The sequence below is a fragment of the Geodermatophilus sp. CPCC 205506 genome, from assembly GCF_051383635.1.
In the GTDB taxonomy this organism is placed as follows: Bacteria; Actinomycetota; Actinomycetes; order Mycobacteriales; family Geodermatophilaceae; genus Geodermatophilus.
In genome coordinates this window covers 1-16,687 of sequence record NZ_JALPKP010000082.1, presented here as the reverse complement: position 1 = coordinate 16,687, position 16,687 = coordinate 1, and the positions used below count along the sequence as shown (strand labels likewise).

General features: G+C 72.9%; 14 protein-coding genes. 4 read left to right on the top strand and 10 right to left on the bottom strand.

The genetic code is table 11. The features are described from left to right. Both MY520_RS26830 and MY520_RS26825 read right to left on the bottom strand, forming a co-directional pair. Window positions 1-510: hypothetical protein (locus MY520_RS26830; RefSeq protein WP_436695750.1), on the bottom strand; the 510-nt coding region annotated here is incomplete at its 3' end. A gap of 25 nt (window positions 511-535) precedes the next feature. Continuing rightward, window positions 536-1,723 (bottom strand): PucR family transcriptional regulator, encoded by a 1,188-nt coding sequence (locus MY520_RS26825; protein ID WP_436695749.1) that lies wholly within the window; start codon window positions 1,721-1,723, stop codon window positions 536-538. A 107-nt stretch (window positions 1,724-1,830) separates the two neighbouring features. On the opposite strand from MY520_RS26825, the gene MY520_RS26820 reads away from it, so the two are divergent. Then, complete coding sequence (locus MY520_RS26820) at window positions 1,831-2,931, top strand: ferredoxin reductase (RefSeq protein ID WP_436695748.1); 1,101 nt, start codon at window positions 1,831-1,833, stop codon at window positions 2,929-2,931. A gap of 26 nt (window positions 2,932-2,957) precedes the next feature. Further along, a complete protein-coding gene (locus MY520_RS26815) occupies window positions 2,958-4,157 on the top strand; it encodes a fatty acid desaturase family protein (protein ID WP_436695747.1) in 1,200 nt (399 codons plus the stop codon). Window positions 4,158-4,246: 89 nt separating this feature from the next. Here MY520_RS26815 and MY520_RS26810 read toward each other — a convergent pair whose 3' ends face one another. Both MY520_RS26810 and MY520_RS26805 read right to left on the bottom strand, forming a co-directional pair. Continuing rightward, window positions 4,247-5,134: a hypothetical protein gene (locus MY520_RS26810; protein WP_436695746.1), complete on the bottom strand. Its 888-nt coding sequence runs from the start codon at window positions 5,132-5,134 to the stop codon at window positions 4,247-4,249. Between the two features lie 182 nt (window positions 5,135-5,316). Continuing rightward, on the bottom strand, window positions 5,317-9,210 hold the full coding sequence (locus MY520_RS26805; protein ID WP_436695745.1) for a replicative DNA helicase: 3,894 nt from the start codon (window positions 9,208-9,210) through the stop codon (window positions 5,317-5,319). Between the two features lie 523 nt (window positions 9,211-9,733). Between MY520_RS26805 and MY520_RS26800 the strand changes: the two genes are divergently transcribed. Continuing rightward, a complete protein-coding gene (locus MY520_RS26800; protein ID WP_436695744.1) occupies window positions 9,734-10,135 on the top strand; it encodes a RidA family protein in 402 nt (133 codons plus the stop codon). Window positions 10,136-10,214: 79 nt separating this feature from the next. On the opposite strand, the gene rplI is transcribed toward MY520_RS26800, so the two are convergent. The 4 genes from rplI to rpsF form a co-directional block, all read right to left on the bottom strand. Continuing rightward, window positions 10,215-10,670: a 50S ribosomal protein L9 gene (gene rplI, locus MY520_RS26795; RefSeq protein WP_436695743.1), complete on the bottom strand. Its 456-nt coding sequence runs from the start codon at window positions 10,668-10,670 to the stop codon at window positions 10,215-10,217. A gap of 2 nt (window positions 10,671-10,672) precedes the next feature. Beyond that, window positions 10,673-10,909 (bottom strand): 30S ribosomal protein S18, encoded by a 237-nt coding sequence (rpsR, locus tag MY520_RS26790; RefSeq protein WP_163483697.1) that lies wholly within the window; start codon window positions 10,907-10,909, stop codon window positions 10,673-10,675. A gap of 100 nt (window positions 10,910-11,009) precedes the next feature. Next, a complete protein-coding gene (locus MY520_RS26785) occupies window positions 11,010-11,495 on the bottom strand; it encodes a single-stranded DNA-binding protein (protein WP_436695742.1) in 486 nt (161 codons plus the stop codon). 2 nt (window positions 11,496-11,497) lie between these two features. Then, entirely contained in the window at window positions 11,498-11,785 is a 288-nt protein-coding gene (rpsF, locus tag MY520_RS26780; protein WP_436695741.1) for a 30S ribosomal protein S6, read from the bottom strand. Between the two features lie 212 nt (window positions 11,786-11,997). Here rpsF and MY520_RS26775 point away from each other — a divergent pair, with 212 nt between their 5' ends. Then, a complete protein-coding gene (locus tag MY520_RS26775; RefSeq protein ID WP_436695740.1) occupies window positions 11,998-12,822 on the top strand; it encodes a deoxyribonuclease IV in 825 nt (274 codons plus the stop codon). Here the strand turns inward: MY520_RS26775 and MY520_RS26770 are convergent. Together MY520_RS26770 and MY520_RS26765 are read right to left on the bottom strand one after the other, a co-directional pair. After that, window positions 12,712-14,334 carry a glycosyltransferase family 87 protein gene (locus MY520_RS26770; protein ID WP_436695739.1) on the bottom strand — a complete coding sequence of 541 codons (1,623 nt, stop codon included), beginning with the start codon at window positions 14,332-14,334 and terminating at the stop codon, window positions 12,712-12,714. The genes MY520_RS26775 and MY520_RS26770 overlap by 111 nt on opposite strands. Before the next feature lie 23 nt (window positions 14,335-14,357). After that, entirely contained in the window at window positions 14,358-16,538 is a 2,181-nt protein-coding gene (locus MY520_RS26765) for a transglycosylase domain-containing protein (protein ID WP_436695751.1), read from the bottom strand. Window positions 16,539-16,687: the final 149 nt, after the last annotated feature.

The window sequence follows — 16,687 nt, the reverse complement described above, 5'->3', positions numbered from 1 at the left end:
CGGCTCGGACCCCGCCCAGGCCGGCGCCGTCCGGACCGCGGCCGCCGCGCCGCCGGCCGCCACCACCGCGGTCTCCAGCTCCTCCGCGGGCCACCGCAGCGCCGCCGCCTCGACGTCGTCGCCGAGCACGCGCAGCGCGGCGTCCCGGTGGTGCGGGTAGTTGCCGTGCAGCCGCAGCCAGCCGTCGGCGGTCCGCCAGAACCGCGACAGCGGCGCGAACCCGGGCGCGACCGGCCGGCCGTCGACGGCGGCGTACCGCTCGCTGCGGACGGCGACCCCGACGTGCGCGGCGTCCACCTCGATGCCGCCGTCCACGCCGACCGCGTGGGGCTCGCGCGACAGCAGCCGGGCGGCCGCCAGCTGGGCCGCCACGGCGCCCACCGCCAGGTCCGGCACCGGCAGCGGGCCGGTCAGCCCCGTCGTCCTGCGAACGCGCAGCTCCGGCGGGGGAGCGGCGGTCAGCAGCGGCCAGACCTCGGCCAGCAGGCCGGCACCCGGGACACCCGTCACGGCCGCCGATCGTAGGGAGGCCCGCTCAGGGGTGGGGGAGGCCGAGCGCGAGGGTGAGCTCCAGCACGCACTGCGGCTCGTCGAGCGAGGCGCCGAACCGCTCCCGGAGCTGCCCCATGCGGTAGCGGACCGTCTGCGGGTGGACGAACAGCTCGGCGGCGATCCGCTCCCGCCGGCCGTGGTTGAGCACCCAGGAGCGCAGCGTCTCGAGCAGCTTCTCGCGGGCGCCGGCGCCGAGGTCGTCGAGCGGAGCCAGCACCTGGGCACGCAGGTCGGCCAGCGCCTCGCCGTCGGCCCGCAGCACGAGGTCGGCCAGCCGCAGCTCGGTGTCCACCGGGGCCTCGCCGTCGGGGTGCAGGCCCAGCTGCACCGCCCGCAGCGCGCGCGAGTAGGACGACCGCGCCTCCTGCCACGGCCGGGGCGGGCCGACGACCGCCTCCCGCCCGGTGAGCGCCTTGAGCAGGCCGGCCCGGGCGAACCCGTCGGCGTCCGGCACGAGCAGCACCGCCCGCTCGGTGGCCGGCTCCGCCCCGGGCAGGTCCTCGCCGGCCTGCAGGGTGCGCGCGTCCAGCTGGGCGAGCGCCCCCCGGGCCCGGGCCTCCGGGAGCAGCACCGCGGTGAGGGTCCGCGGCGGTGTCCAGTCCGCCCGCTCGGCCGCGGTGACCAGGTCGTAGGCCGGGCCCCCGGTCAGCAGCAGCCCGGCCAGCCGCTCCAGGTGCCGCCGGCGCTCGTGCCCGCTGGCGGCCAGCTGGTCGGCGTGCCCGGCGACGCTGGAGGCCGACAGCGCGTCGATGTAGGCGAACACCAGCTCGGCGAAGCGGGCCAGCGACCCGGCGGGCATCCCGGCGGCGACCGCGGTCGCGCTCATGTGCCGCCAGGCCACGCGGGCGCCGACCCGGTAGGCGGCCAGCAGCGCGTCCATCGACCGCCCGTTCTTGGCCTCCCCGCGGCCCAGGGCGTAGGCACCCTCGAGCGCCGGGCCGATCGGCCGGCTGGGGTCGGCGCCGCCGGTCGTCGTCGCCAGCTGGAGGAACCCGCCCAGGGCCAGCTGGACGGCGTTCTCGATGGCCAGCCCCATGTCGCCCTGGAAGGCCTCGGCGTAGCTGGGCACCTCGACGACGATCGCGGCGACCGTGCTCTCGGCGACCGCCGGCAGCTCGCCCCGCATGGCGGCGGCGACCTCCGGGGTGAAGGTGTCCTGCTGCGGTGTCACGCCCACCTCGCTGTCACCAGGGTCTTGTTCGCAGGGAACAGTATCCGGCCCGACGTTCACGTCGAGAGCACAGGTAATTGCGCACCGGGCTGGGAACCATCAGAAGTATGACCGCGACCGTCCCGCGCCCTTCCCCGGCCCGGCCGGCCCTGAGGGCGCTGCGCCACCGGGCGCTGCGCCTCGCCGAACTCGTCACCACGCCGCTGCTGCCGGCCGACTACCTCGACCTGGTCAACCCGCTGCGCCCCGGCGCCGACCTGCGCGGCCGCGTCGAGGCGGTGCACCGCGAGACCCCCGACGCCGCCACGCTGGTCATCCGGCCGGGCGCCGACTGGCGCGGGCACGTGGCCGGCCAGTGGGTGCGCATCGGCATCGACGTCGACGGCGTCCGCCAGTGGCGGGCCTACTCGCTCACCTCGCACCTGGACCGGCCCGACGGCTGCATCAGCATCACCGTCAAGGCGATCCCGGACGGCAAGGTCAGCAACCACCTGGTGCACCGCACCCAGCCGGGCACGATCGTGCAGCTGGACCAGGCCGCGGGCGACTTCGTCCTCCCGGTGCGGGCCCCGGCCAAGGCGCTGTTCGTGACGGCGGGCTCCGGCATCACCCCGGTCATGGGCATCCTGCGCAACCACCCCGAGCTCGCCGACGTCGTCCTGGTGCACTCCGCGCTCACGGCGGACGACGTCGTCTTCGGCCCCGAGCTGCGGGCGATGGCCGCCACCGGGCGGATCCGGCTGGTCGAGCAGCACACCGAGACCGCCGGGCTGCTCGACGCGGCCGCGACCGCCGCGCTCGTCCCCGACCTGGCCGAGCGCACCACCTGGGCGTGCGGCCCGGTGGGGCTGCTCGAGGCGCTCGAGGAGCACTGGGCGGCGGCCGGGCTGGCCGACCGGCTGGTGACCGAGCGGTTCCGGCCGACCGTCGTCGTCGCCGGCGAGGGCGGCACGGTGTCGTTCGCGAGGTCGGGCACCACGCTCGAGGCCGACGGCGCGACGCCGATCCTGGACGCCGCCGAGAACGCCGGCGTGCTCATGCCGAGCGGCTGCCGCATGGGCATCTGCTACGGCTGCGTGCTGCCGCTGCGGGAAGGCGCGGTCCGTGACCTGCGCAACGGCGAGATCACCACCGCCGCCCCGGGCGACGGCGTCCTCATCCAGACCTGCGTGAGCGCCGCCGCCGGCGCCTGCGACATCGACCACTGACCTCCCCGAGCGCCAGGAGCACCCGCGTGACAGTCCTGCAGAAGAAGTCCGAGAACCCGATCGCCCACCTGACCGCCGAGGACGTCGAGCTCATCGGCAAGGAGCTCGACGAGATCCGCCAGGCGGTCGTCGACACCCGGGGCGAGGCCGACGCGGCCTACATCCGGAAGGTCATCGACGTCCACCGCAAGATCGAGCTCGGCAGCCGCGCCGTGCTGCTGGCCTCGGGGTTCCCGCCCGCGTGGCTCCTCGGGACGGTCGGCCTCTCGGTCGCCAAGATCCTCGAGAACATGGAGATCGGGCACAACATCCTGCACGGGCAGTGGGACTGGATGCGCGACCCCAAGATCCACTCCACGACGTGGGAGTGGGACATGGCAAGCCCGGCCGAGCAGTGGAAGCACTCGCACAACGAGCTGCACCACACGTACACGAACGTGATCGGCAAGGACAACGACCTCGGCTACGGCATCATGCGCGTCGACGAGGACCAGAAGTGGGTCCCGGCCTACCTGCTCCAGCCGCTGTGGAACTTCATCAACGCCTGCTTCTTCGAGTACGGCATCGCCGCCTACGACCTGGAGCTGGGCGCCGTCGTCGCGAAGAAGCAGACCAAGGACCCGGAGTTCCGCGCCCGCGCCAAGGCGGTGCTGCGCAAGGTCGGCCGCCAGGCGCGCAAGGACTACCTCATCCACCCGCTGCTGTCCGGCCCGTCGTTCCTGCCGACGCTGGCCGCCAACTTCACCGCCAACGTCGTGCGCAACCTGTGGTCGCACTCGGTGATCATGTGCGGGCACTTCCCCGAGGGCGTCGAGACGTTCGAGAAGCGCTCGATCGACGGCGAGACCCGCGGCGAGTGGTACCTGCGCCAGATGCTGGGCTCGGCGAACATCTCCGGGTCGAAGGCGCTGCACCTCATGACGGGCAACCTGTCGCACCAGATCGAGCACCACCTGTTCCCGGACCTGCCGAGCAACCGGTACGCCGAGATCGCACCCCAGGTCCGGGACCTGTTCGACCGGTACGGGCTGAACTACCACACGGCGCCGATGCCGAAGCAGGTCGCGTCGGCCTGGCACCGGATCATCCGGCTGTCGCTGCCCAACGGCTGGCTGGACAAGACGACGGTGCGCACCCTCCCGTCGCAGCTGGCCACGCTCTACCGGATGAGCACCGGCTCGCGGACCGTGCGCCGCCGGCTCCTGGCGGAGTCCGCCGCAGCCTGAGCTCCCCGGACGATGCGTCCCCGGTGCCCGACCCCGGGCCCCGGGGACGCCGTCGTGCACGGGCTACTGCCGGTCGGGGACGCCGGTGTTCAGAGGACGCCGTTGTCGCGCAGGACGGTGAGGGCCTCGAGGGTGCGGTGGCCGCGCCACTCGAGCGCCGCGGCGGGTGAGTAGCTGTCGAAGTCGACCCGCCAGCCGCCGTCGTCCTGCTGCTGGCCGGCGAGCCGCTCCAGCTCCCGCTCGACGGACTCCGGCGACACCAGGGCCCGGGCCGGGCGGCCCGGACGGGGCGCGAAGTCCAGCGGGCGCATGAACTCCTCCTCGGCGCCGCCGCCCACGTGCACGAGGCCGTCGGCCGGGATGTGCTGCCCGAGCCGGTCGAGGAGCTCAGCGGCCTCGGGGTGGGTGGCGTGCGCGGCGTCGAGCAGCTGTACCGCGAAGGCGAGCTCCAGCGCGTGCGGCTCCGAGCCGAGGCCGCGCACGGCCGCCAGGCAGAAGCCGGTGGCCCGCGCCAGCCACGGGTGGGCGGCGACGGCGGGGTCGTGCTCGGCGACCTGGTGCGCCGTGGAGGCGACGATCGCGGTGATCTGCAGCGAGGACGACGTGCCGTCGGCCGAGGCCCAGAACGGCGCGCAGCCGGCGGGGTCGGGGACCGGCAGACCGAACGGCAGCCCGCCGTCGGGCAGCGTGACGCCGTCCAGCCAGTCGCACACCTCCCGGGCGCGCGGGGTCGTCACCGGGGCGAGGTCGGCGAAGGCCTCGAGGGCGTGCAGCGCCCCGCCGGGCTGGCTGGTGCGCGAGCGCAGGTCCGGTTCGAGGCCCCAGCCGTAGCCGCCGTCGGGGTTGCGGTACGCCTCCACGGCGGCCAGGACGGCGTCGCGGTCACCGTCCCCGAAGAGGACGTCGAAGCGGCGGCGGTCGAGCAGGCGGGCATGGGCCGCCATGAAGTCGGCGGCGGCGGAGAGGTCGACGCTCATGGGCCCAGCCTGGCCCACGGCACCGACAGCGGGGGGCCGTGATCCACGTGGAACACCGGACTCCGGCGTTGCGGCCCGACGCGCCCCGCCTCGGGCCGAGCCGCCGGGCAGCTCCCGGCCCGTCGACGGCGAGAGGCCCGGAGCGTGTGCTCGCTCCGGGCCTCTCGCGTGGGTTCGGTCGGTCAGTTCGCCATGTCCACGAAGCGGCTGTAGTGGCCCTGGAAGGCGACGGTGACGTTCGCGGTGGGGCCGTTGCGGTGCTTGACCAGCATGATGTCGGCCTCGCCGGCCCGGGGGCTCTCCTTCTCGTACATGTCCTCGCGGTGGATCATCATGACCATGTCCGCGTCCTGCTCGATCGAGTTGTGGACGACGATCCCCTCGGCCACGAAGTTGTGCCCGCCGAGGACCGTGGCGTCGTAGACCTCCTCGTGGCCGTCCTCCTCGACGGAGACGATCTCGTCCCAGAGGAGGTCGTTGACCGCTTGGATCTCCAGTTCCGCGTCGTCGAGAACCGCCGCGATACGACCGAGGCGCTCCCGGCTGGGTGCGTGCTTCCACATCGTGCTGCCGCAGAAGGCCGATCCCATGGCGGCGGCGAAGGCACGGTGGCTCATGCCGCGCTCCGTCAGCACGTCCTTCACACGATCCCAGACCTGCGCGGGCACGGTGTCCACGTTCGGGTTGGCGGTGAGCTCCCGCACGATGCCCAGGAGCCGTTCAGCAGCCACGCCGCGGGCCCCGTGCACGCCGATCTCGCCGAGGAAGCGGCGCTGGTCGTCGCAGCCGCTGATGTCGAGCGTCCAGCCGTCCCGGTAGCCGCTCTTCTGGGTACGGCGGATGCGACAGGAGATCCCGAACCGGAGCAGGAGACGCGAGATGCCGTCCACCAGGGCGCGGCTGGTCGATGCGTAGTACACCCGCCCACCTCGGCCACTCTTGTTGACCGTGACGGAACCATCGGTGGCCCACAGGTGGCGGAGAAACAGAGCGATCTGCTTCTTCGGCAGCGAGAACACCGGCTCGGGGACGAACTTCTCGTGACTGCGGCGGCCGAAGAGTCCGAGCTCGTCGAGCCACGCGGCGATCGGGTTCCGCCGGCCGTGTGTCAGCCGGAACGGCGACCGCAGTCGCAGCGAGGTGCAGCGAGCCGCCGCGTGCTCGTCCCGCACCGCCACGACGCCGAAGTGCAGCGCTGACGTGGTGACCGCCCGCAGGTTCTCCTCGTCGATCGACGCGTACCGGAGCGGCTGCCGCTCCACGAAACTGCCGTCACCGATGAGGTGGGCCAGCAGGACGACCTTCTCGTCCTCCCACACGGTCATGCGGTCAGGAGCCGGAACGTGCCGCGGAACGGCGATGCGGTGGCCGGGAGCGAGCTCGCCGAGCGGACGGAAGCCGTCATAGGTGAGAAACGGGTGGTTGGCTGTCGCCCGCACCGTCTTGCCCGACGACGTCGTCATCCGCAGCACGGGCCTGCGGCCGGTGGCGAAGACATGGGTCACGTGCCGCCTGACGTAGCGCAGGCTGTCGTCGAGAGCCCACACCGGGACGTCGGTCGCGCCGCTCTGGAACAGCTCGCCCATGGTCGTCTCAGCGCCGGTGTCGGCCCGCAGGATGCGGGTCTCGGCGGGCAGGCAGCCCGATTCGCGGAGGTCGGACAGCATCGGCTTCTTGTCCTGACGCTGCTCGGAGCCACGGTTCAGTTGGCTCATCGCGATGACCGGGACCTCGAGCTCCTTGGCCAGCAGCTTCAGCGCACGGGAGAACTCCGAGACCTCCTGCTGGCGGCTCTCCACCCGCTTGCCCGACGTCATCAGCTGCAGGTAGTCGATGACCACGAGCTTGAGGTCGTTGCGCTGCTTGAGCCGCCGCGCCTTGGCCCGGATCTCCATCATGGTCATGTTGGGGGAGTCGTCGATGTAGAGCGGCGCGTCGGCGATCTCACCCATCCGGCGGGCCAGCTTCGACCAGTCCTCGTCCGACAGCGTGCCGGCGCGCATGTGGTGCAGCGGCACCTTCGCCTCGGCTGACAGCAGACGCATCGTGATCTCGTGCTTGCTCATCTCGAGCGAGAAGATCACGGCCGGCATGTGGTGCTTCACCGTGGCCGATCGCGCGATGTCGAGCCCGAGGGTCGAGTTGTGCGTCGGGATGAAGCTGCGGCCGGCGAGGAAGAGGTGGTCCTCCGCGTCGACCTGGATGCATCGGACCGGCACGCTGGCGATCGGCCGCACGTCAGTGATGAAACGGACGCCTCTGGCCGTGTAGGTGCGGGCACCGCGCTCCTTGTGCAGGAGCTTCTTGCACTCCAGCCGGAACACCTCGTCGTCCGTGCTGAAAGTGAGCGTGTAGCAGATGGACGACTCCTCGGTCCGGCCCTCCACCCGCTTGCGGCTCATCCGTACCCGGTGCCCGAGGCCCGCGATCAGCTCGCGGGTGTCCTCCGCCAGCCGCCGGCTCGTGACCGCGAACTGCACGGCGCCGCTCGCGGTCACGGTCCCGTCGGTGTCGAGGAGACCCGCCAGCAGCGCCCGTCGCTGCGCCACGGAGCCCCGCAGGTAGGCCAGCGGGATGTGCTTGTCCCCGAAGACGCCCAGCGACCGCAGGATGCCCTGCACGGTCCCGGGGTCCGCGCGGCAGGACTGGCACTGAGCCAGACCTAACGAGGGACCACCACAGTCCGGGCAGGTCGCCTGCCGGCCCACGCCGCCGCTGGCGCGCAACCGGCCTCCGCAGGTCTTGCCGCACGTCTGCACCTGCGCCGTCCTGGGCACGAACAGAGCACCGCACATCGGGCAAGGGCGCGCAGCCACCGCTTCGCGGGCAGGGAGCTCGAGGGAGTAGCGACGGTCGGCACCGGTCGGCGTGACGACGAGACCCTCGGCCTCGATGTAGACGGCGATCTCGGGGTCGGCGCTGGTGAAGTGCGCGGCCCGTGACGTGCCGTCACCGAGCCACACGCCGAGGGCGTACGGCGGCAGGGGCAGCTCCGCCTCGGGCAGCTCCAGCGCGGCAGCGTTGGTGACCGAGTGGTTGAGCCGGGCGTCCTTGCCGGCGCAGCGGACCGAGCGGGCCAGCGCCTCGGTCGTGCGGACGGCGGCGAACGTGCGCTGGTTCCGGTAGCGGTTGTAGCCCACGCGCGCGGCCTGGGCGGACTTCCGGCTGGCCCGGTCGTCGGTGAGCCACTGGTGCTGGGCGTCGGCGACGATCACCGAGCCGTCGGAGAAGTGCACCTCGTAGCAGGGCCGGCCGGCCATCACATCCGTGGCCGCGACGACCGTGGTCGGGCGGCCGTCGGACCCGATCACGCGATCGCCCACGCGGACCTCACCCATCGTCGTCCACCCCGTGGGCGTCGCGATCGGGGTGTCCAGGGCCAGCGCCTTGCCCACACCGGGACGCGCCGCGATGACCACCATCTGACCGGCCTGGAGGCCGTTGGTCAGCTCGTCGAGGTCGCGGATGCCGGTGGGCACACCGCGGGCGGTGCCGCCGCGCGAGGCGATGGCGTCGAGCTCGTCCATGGTGGGCTGCAGGACGTCCTCGAGGCGCGAGTAGTCCTCGCTCATGCGCTTCTCGGTGACGTCGTAGATCTCCTGCTGGGCGCGGTCGACGATGTCGTCGACGTCGCCCTTGCCCCCCGCCGCGCCGTAACCGAGCTGCACCACGCGGGTGCCCGCCTCGACCAGCCGCCGCAGTACGGCCTGCTCGGCGACGATCGCGGCGTAGTAACCGGCGTTGGCGGCCGTGGGCGTGGCCTGGATGAGCGTGTGCAGGTAGACCGCGCCGCCCATCTTCGACAGCTGGTCGGTGCGGTTGAGCTCGGCGGCGACGGTGATGGCGTCGGCCGGCTCACCCCGGCCGTACAGGTCGAGGATGCAGTCGTAGATCACCTGGTGCGCCGGCCGGTAGAAGTCGGGACCGGCGAGCACCTCCACGACGTCGGCGATCGCGTCCTTGCTCAGCAGCATGCCGCCGAGCACCGACTGCTCCGCCGCGACGTCCTGCGGCGGCTGCCGGTCGTACTCCGGCGCCGTCGGCATCGGTCGGCTGAAGTCGTCGGCCACCGCCACGGAGGTCCTCCATCCACTCACCGGCGCACCCGCGAACAGACCCCGGCCATCGGCCGGGGCCTGGTGGGGGAAGCACCAGAAACGCGTACACCTGACTCGAACGTGTGTTCGGGTCCATTGCTACTCCCGGGCACCGACAGTCCGGGCCGTCGGGAGGTCTGGGAAGGACGGTAGGAAGAGGAGACGGACCCGTCCAACACCGCTGTGCACCTCGTTCTGCACAACTTGTGGACAAGTCGGTGGACACAGACGTGTCGACATGTGGAGACAGCGGGGGACGCCGAGCGCCGCGTTCCCACATCCCCCGGCTGACCAGCGGAAAGACCACGCACCGGGTGTGGACGGGAGAATTCCCGGAGAAATCGCTGTGTCGTTCGCGGCGTGTCGCCGGAGACGCGCCACGCGCCCCAGCAGCCACACGTCCACAGCCCCCGCGGGGAGCCGTCGGAGGCCACCCTGAGCCCCGTCATCGGCGTCGCCGACCGCCGTGTCCCCGCGGCGGCGACCGAGGAGGGGAGGACCGATGGCCGTCACCCGCACAGCCGTCAACCCGTGGCCGTGGTCGGTCGCCTTCGGCTTCGATCAGGCGGCGGTGCTCGAGGGCGCCGGCCGCGTCCTGGTGTGCTCCGGGCAGGCCGCCGTGTCGGCCGACGGCACTCCGCAGCACCCCGGCGACCTCGCGGCCCAGGTGTCACTCACCGTGGACAACATCGAGACGGTGCTCCGGGACGCCGGCATGACGCTCGCCGACCTCGTCCGGATGACCGTCTACACGACCGACGTCGACGCCATGATGGGCTGCTGGGGCACCCTCGCCGAGCGCCTCGACGCCGCCGGCGTCCGGCCGACGTCGACCCTGGTGGGCGTCACCCGCCTGGCGTTCGCGGAGCTCATGGTCGAGATCGAGGTGACCGCGGTCGCCTGATCCCCGGACGCCGCGAGGGGCGCCGGACCGGAGTCCGACGCCCCTCGCGGGCGGTGCCGTGCGGCCCTCTGGTGGCTCCTTACCCGGCGACGACCTCGATGGCCATCTGGGTGGACACCTCGGGGTGCACCCGCACGGTGACGGTGTGCTGGCCCGTGGTCTTGATGCTGCTGGGCAGCTCCACCCGGCGACGGTCGAGCTCGGGGCCGCCGGCGGCGCTCACCGCGTTGACGACGTCGGCGGTGGTGACCCGGCCGAACAGGCGGCCACCGTCACCGGCGCGGGCCGGCACGCGGACCGTCAGGCCCGACAGGCGGCCGGCCACGGCCTGCGCCTCCTCGAGCGAGCGCACCTCACGCGTGGCACGCGCCCGGCGCAGCGACTCGATCTGCTTCTCGGCACCGCGGGTGGCGACGATGGCCAGGCCGCGGGGCAGGAGGTAGTTGCGGGCGTACCCGCCCTTGACCTCCACGGTGTCACCGGAGGACCCGAGACCGGTGACCTCCTGCGTCAGGATCAGCTTCTGGGTGCTCATGGTCAGCGCGCCGTCGAGGTGTAGGGCAGCAGGGCCATCTCACGGCTGTTCTTCACGGCCACGGCGACGTCCCGCTGGTGCTGGCTGCAGTTGCCGCTGACGCGGCGGGCACGGATCTTGCCGCGGTCGGAGATGAACTTCCGCAGCAGGGTCGTGTCCTTGTAGTCGACGTAGGTCGCCTTGTCCTTGCAGAACTGGCAGACCTTCTTCTTGGGCTTGCGGATGGGGGGCTTGGCCACTGGGTTCTCCAGGTACGACGAGGTTCAGGGAGAGGAACTGACGGCCCCCTGCAGGGGCCCACCGCGAGCCTGCGAGCGGTGGGGGCAGGGGGTCCTTTGCTCAGAAGGGCGGTTCGTCGGACGGCGGGGCCGGGGTCGACCACGGGTCGCTGGACCCGCCGCCGCCGAAGCCGCCACCACCACCGCTGCCACCGCCGAAGCCGCCACCGCCGCCCTCGCCGCGCGAGGCCTTGGTGACCTTCGCCGTGGCGTAGCGGAGCGAGGGGCCGATCTCGTCGACCTCGAGCTCCACGACGGTGCGCTTCTCGCCTTCCTTGGTCTCGAACGACCGCTGCTTGAGCCGGCCGGAGACGATCACCCGCGAACCGCGGGTCAGCGACTCGGCGACGTTCTCCGCCGCCTGCCGCCACACGTTGCAGCGCAGGAAGAGCGCCTCGCCGTCCTTCCACTCCTGCGACTGGCGGTCGAAGGTCCGCGGCGTCGAGGCGACGGTGAAGTTGGCGACCGCGGCGCCGGACGGCGTGAACCGCAGCTCCGGGTCCGACGTCAGGTTGCCGATGACGGTGATGACGGTCTCGCCGGCCATCGTCAGTGGACCTCGGGCCGCATCAGCTTGGTGCGCAGGACCGACTCGTTGAGGTTGAGCTGACGGTCCAGCTCGGCCACGGCAGCGGGCTCGGCCTGGATGTCGATGACGGCGTAGATGCCCTCGGCCTGCTTCTTGATCTCGTAGGCCATCCGGCGACGGCCCCAGATCTCGGTCTTGTAGGTGCCGCCAGCGTTGCTGACGACGCTCAGGAACCGCTCGAGCGAGGGCGCGATGGTGCGCTCCTCGAGATCGGGGTCGAGGATGACCATCAGTTCGTAGTGACGCACGGAGAACCCCACCTCCTCTGGTCTGGACGGCTGCAGTCGGTCTGCAGCAGGAGGGTCGTACACGCGTCGCGCGCCCCATCCCGGTGGGGACACCGGTGGAACGCGCACCGGCCAGGCTACCAGTGCCCTGGACGGGCGGCTGGCCCCCTGCAGGGTCCCGCCGCGAGCCTGCGAGCGACGGGTGTCAGGGGGTCCTTCTACTGTCGCTGTCGATGAGTACCGCGCCCACCCCCCACCCGATCGGCGTGCACGTCGGCCCCGGCCTCACCGACGACAACGAGCTCGACGCCGGCGGCCCGCTGGCGCGCGCGGCCGAGATGGACGCCGACGGCGTGCAGGTCTTCCTCGCCGACCCGCAGGGCTGGACCGCCCCCAAGCCGCGCCCGGACGCCGAGGCGCTGCTGGCCGGTGACGTGATGGTCGTCGTCCACGCGCCCTACGTGCTCAACGTGGCGACGACGAACAACCGCATCCGCATCCCGAGCCGCAAGCTGCTCGAGAAGCACGCGCAGGCGTCCGCGGCGATCGGCGCCCGCGGCATGGTCGTGCACGGCGGCCACGTGCTGGCCAAGGACGACCCGGCGGTCGGTGTCGACAACTGGCGCAAGACCTTCGCGCGGCAGGCCGAGGGCGGCGGGTTCGCCGTTCCGCTGCTCATCGAGAACACCGCCGGCGGCGGCAACGCGATGGCCCGCGACCTGGACGCCATCGCCCGGCTGTGGGAGGCCGTGGGCGAGTTCGGCGCCGGGTTCGTCCTCGACACCTGCCACGCCTGGGCCGCCGGCTGGGACCTGGCCACCGCGGTGGACGACGTCCGGGCGATCACCGGCCGCGTCGACCTGGTGCACCTCAACAACAGCCGTGACCCGGCCGGCTCCAGCCGGGACCGGCACGCCCCGATCACCGAGGGCGAGATCCCGGCGGAGCTACTGGTCGAGGTGGCGCGGGCGGCCGACTGCCCCGTCGTCCTGGAGACCCCCGGCGACGCCGCCGCCCACGCCGAGGAGATCGGCTTCCTGCGGTCCCGGCTGGGCTGACCGGCGGCGGAGGACGTGCCGGTCCTCCGCGTGGTCGAGCACCCCGCCGGCGGGGTCGTCGACGCCGGGCCAGCTGGTCCGGACGACGTCCGCGTCGGGGTGCCACACGTCCCGCACGACCAGCGCCATCAGGGCGAGGACGGCGGCGTCGCGGATGGTCACCGCGAGGAAGAACCACTCGACCTCGACGCCGCGGTTCCCGGTGCCGAGGTACCAGAGCATCCGGGGGACCCACAGCAGCGCCTCGGTCGCCTGCCAGGCGAGCAACGACCGCCACCGCGGCCGGGCCAGCACCGCCAGGGGGAGCAGCCAGAGCGAGAACTGCGGGCTCCACACCTTGTTCAGGAGCAGGAACGCCGCGAGCAGGAGGAAGGCGACCTGGCCGACCCGTGGGCGCACCGGGGCGGCGAGCGTGAGCCAGGCCAGGGCGGCGAACGCGAGCAGGACGCAGACGGCGACGACGGCGTTGAGGACCACCGGCGTCTCGCCCTCGGCCAGCGGGCCGTCGAACAGCCGCCCGTCGGAGACGGTGATCGCGATGTTCCACAGGGAGTCGGGGTCGGCCGCCCGCTGGCCGTTGAGCCGGAAGAAGCGCGACCAGTTCTCCGGCGCGAGGACGGCGACCGGCACGTTCACCGCCGCCCAGGCCACCACCGCCGCACCCGCCGTCCGCAGCCAGACGCCCAGCCGGCCCGCGCGCAGGCAGAGCAGGAACAGCGCCCCCAGCAGCAGCAGCGGGTAGAGCTTGGCGGCCACCCCCAGCCCCAGCAGGACGCCGGCCGCCACCGGCCGCCGCCGCGCCCAGGCCCACAGCCCGAGGCCGGCCAGCGCGACGGCGAGCAGGTCCCAGTTGGTGAAGGCGTGCACGAGCAGCAGCGGCGACAGGCCGATCATCGCGGCGTCCCACGGCCGGCGACCCGCCGTCCCCAGGACCGCCCGGGTCAGCAGGAGCGCGCACAGCGACAGCAGCAGGCAGGTGGCGATGTAGTAGCTCTGCACCGCGGGCACCGCGGGCAGCAGGCCGACCGCGTCCGCGAGGGCGTCGTAGCCCCGGGCCAGCCAGGCGGCGGCCAGCATGAGCCCCCCGGTGAGCACCGGGTACTCGACGGCGGAGTCCAGGTAGGGGATCGCGCCGTCGTCGAGGCCGTGCAGCCCGAACAGCGGAACGGTGTCGGAGTAGCAGAAGTGCGTGTACTGCACCGAGCCGGCCCAGTTGCCGTCCGAGCAGGGCGCCTGCTTCAGCCAGGCCAGCGCGAGCACCGAGGTGGTGAACAGCAGGCAGATCCGCAGCGGGGTCCAGAACAGCGCCCGGCCGGTGACCGCGTGCCGGCCCCACGGCCCGCCGACTGCCTCGCTGGCCTGCGCGGCGACCGGGTCGGCCCACGTGGGGACGACGCGGTCGGGGCCGCCGTCGTCGCGGCCCGCCGTCCGGTCCTCCACCTCCGGAGACGCCGCGGGCCCGTCCGCCGGCTGGGAAGCCGGATCGGACGGGCCCGTGGGTGTCGTGCGCACGCGGGTCAGTCTGCCCGCCGTGCTCAGCCGGGCGGCTGGACCTGCGTGTCGGGGTCGGCCGGCTGCCCCGCCGCCGGACCCTGCCCGCTCGGGTTCGGCCCCGCCGGGTTCGGTCCGGTGGGGATCTGACCCGTGGGGTTCTGACCCGTCTGGTCCTGACCCGTCGTGGTCTGACCCGTCTGGTCCTGGTTCGAGGTCCCGGGGTCGGTCGTGGTCTGCTCCTCGTCCTCGACCTCGGGCTCCGGCGCGGGGGCCTGCGGCACGACCGGCGTCACGGGCTCGGGCACGGGGACCGGCTCCGGCTCGGGCTCGGGGACACCCACACCGGTGTCACCCTTGATGGCCGGCCGGCTCGGCAGCTCCTCCTCCGGGGTGCCGTCCAGCACGGTGTTCATGAACTCCTGCCAGATGGCGCCCGGCAGGCCGGAACCGTAGATGATCGCCCCGTCGGAGTTCTCGATCGGCTGGCTGGGCGAGTCGTTGCCCATCCAGACCGCCGTCGACAGGGACGGCGTGTAGCCGACCATCCAGGCGTCGGAGTTGTCCTGGGCGTTGAGGCCCTGGGTACCGGTCTTGCTGGCGACCTCGCGGCCGCCGGCCAGCGTCCGCTTCGAGTAGGCCGCGACGCCGGTCATGCCGTAGGTGACGTCGTTGGCGACGTCGGTGGTGAACACCTGGTCGCCGGAGTCGCCGGCGTAGTCGAGGAGGACGGCGCCCTCGCCGTCGGTCACCCGCGCGACGAAGAACGGCTCGTGCTCGACGCCGCCGTTGGCCAGCGTGGCGAACCCGTGCGCCTGGTCGATCGGCCGCATCTCGTACTGGCCGATGCCGATCGAGGCGCCGGTGAAGCCGGTCTCGGGGTCGGCGAGGGTGGTGTCGCCGGCCATCGTGGTGCCCTGCGGCCAGGTCTCGGGCAGCCCGGTCGCCTCGAGGACGTTCTCGCGCACCTTCTCCGCGCCCACCTCGTAGGCCAGGCCGTAGTAGGTGGTGTTCAGCGAGCGGGTCATCGCCTCCATGAGCGTGCAGGCCGCGCACGAGGCACCACCGGAGTTGCTCACCGGCAGGTCCGGCCGGTCCGGGAACTCCTGCGGCGAGCTGCCGTCCCGGCGGGCGGTGACGCTGATGCCCTCCTCCAGGGCGGTGGCCAGCACGTAGGGCTTGACCGACGAGCCGGGCTGGCGCAGCGCCTGCGCGTAGTCGATCGCGCCGTCGCCGGCGCCGATCGGCCCGCCGTAGTAGGCCTTGACCGCTCCGCTGCGCGGGTCGATCGCGACCAGCGCCTCACGCAGCCCCTCCGGCTCACCGGTCATCACCTCGTCGACGGCGGCCAGCGCGGCGTCCTGCGCCCGCTTGTCCACCGTCGTGATGATCCGCAGGCCACCGGCCCGGATCTGCTGCTCGTCGTACCCCTTGGCCTCGAGCTCGGTGATGGCCCGCTGCACGACCAGGCCCTCCGGGCCGCCGGGGATGCCGAGGTTCGAGCCGGTCCGGGGGAGCGCCGGCGGGTAGACGGAGGCGTCCCGCTCGGCCTGCGTCAGCCAGCCCTCGTCGACCATCGCGTCGAGGACCAGGGCCCAGCGGTCCTGGGCGCCCTCGGGGTTGGTCTCCGGGTCGTAGCTCGAGGGGCTGCGCACCTGGACGGCGAGCACGGCGCCCTGCTGCGCGGTCAGCTGCGCGGCCGGCACCCCGAAGAAGGTGTTCGCCGCGGCCTCGATGCCGTAGGCGCCGCGGCCGAAGTAGATGGTGTTCAGGTAGTTCTCGAGGATCTCGTCCTTCTCGTACTGGTTGTCCAGCTTGACGGCGAGGAAGAGCTCCTGGAACTTGCGGCTGAACGTCTGGTCCTGGGTCAGGAACGCGTTCTTGACGTACTGCTGGGTGATGGTCGAGCCACCCTGCGTCGATCCACCGGTGAGGTTGTTCCACGCGGCCCGGACGATGCCGGTGAACGAGATGCCGGGGTCGGAGTAGAAGCTGCGGTTCTCCGCGGCCAGGATGGCGTTCCGCGCCGCCTCGGAGACCTGCTCGAGGCCGACGTTCGTGCGGTTCTCCGCCCCCAGGCGGGCCATCTCGGTGGTGCCGTCGGCGTAGTAGACGACGGTGGTCTGGGCGTTCTGCACGGAGTCGGGGTCGGGGACCTCGGTCGTGGCGTAGACGACCCCGACGAAGACGCCGAGGAGGAGGAAGAGGCCGGCGATCGCCGCCACCAGCGCCTTCAGCCGGCGGCGCCCCTTCTGTTTCTTGGTGCGCACCGCCTTGCCGGCGGGCTTGCCGCCGGGGCGGCCGGCCGGCCGGCCCGTGCGCGGTCCGGCGCCGCCGCTGCGGGCCGCCGCCGTGCGGCCCCCACGGTCGGCCG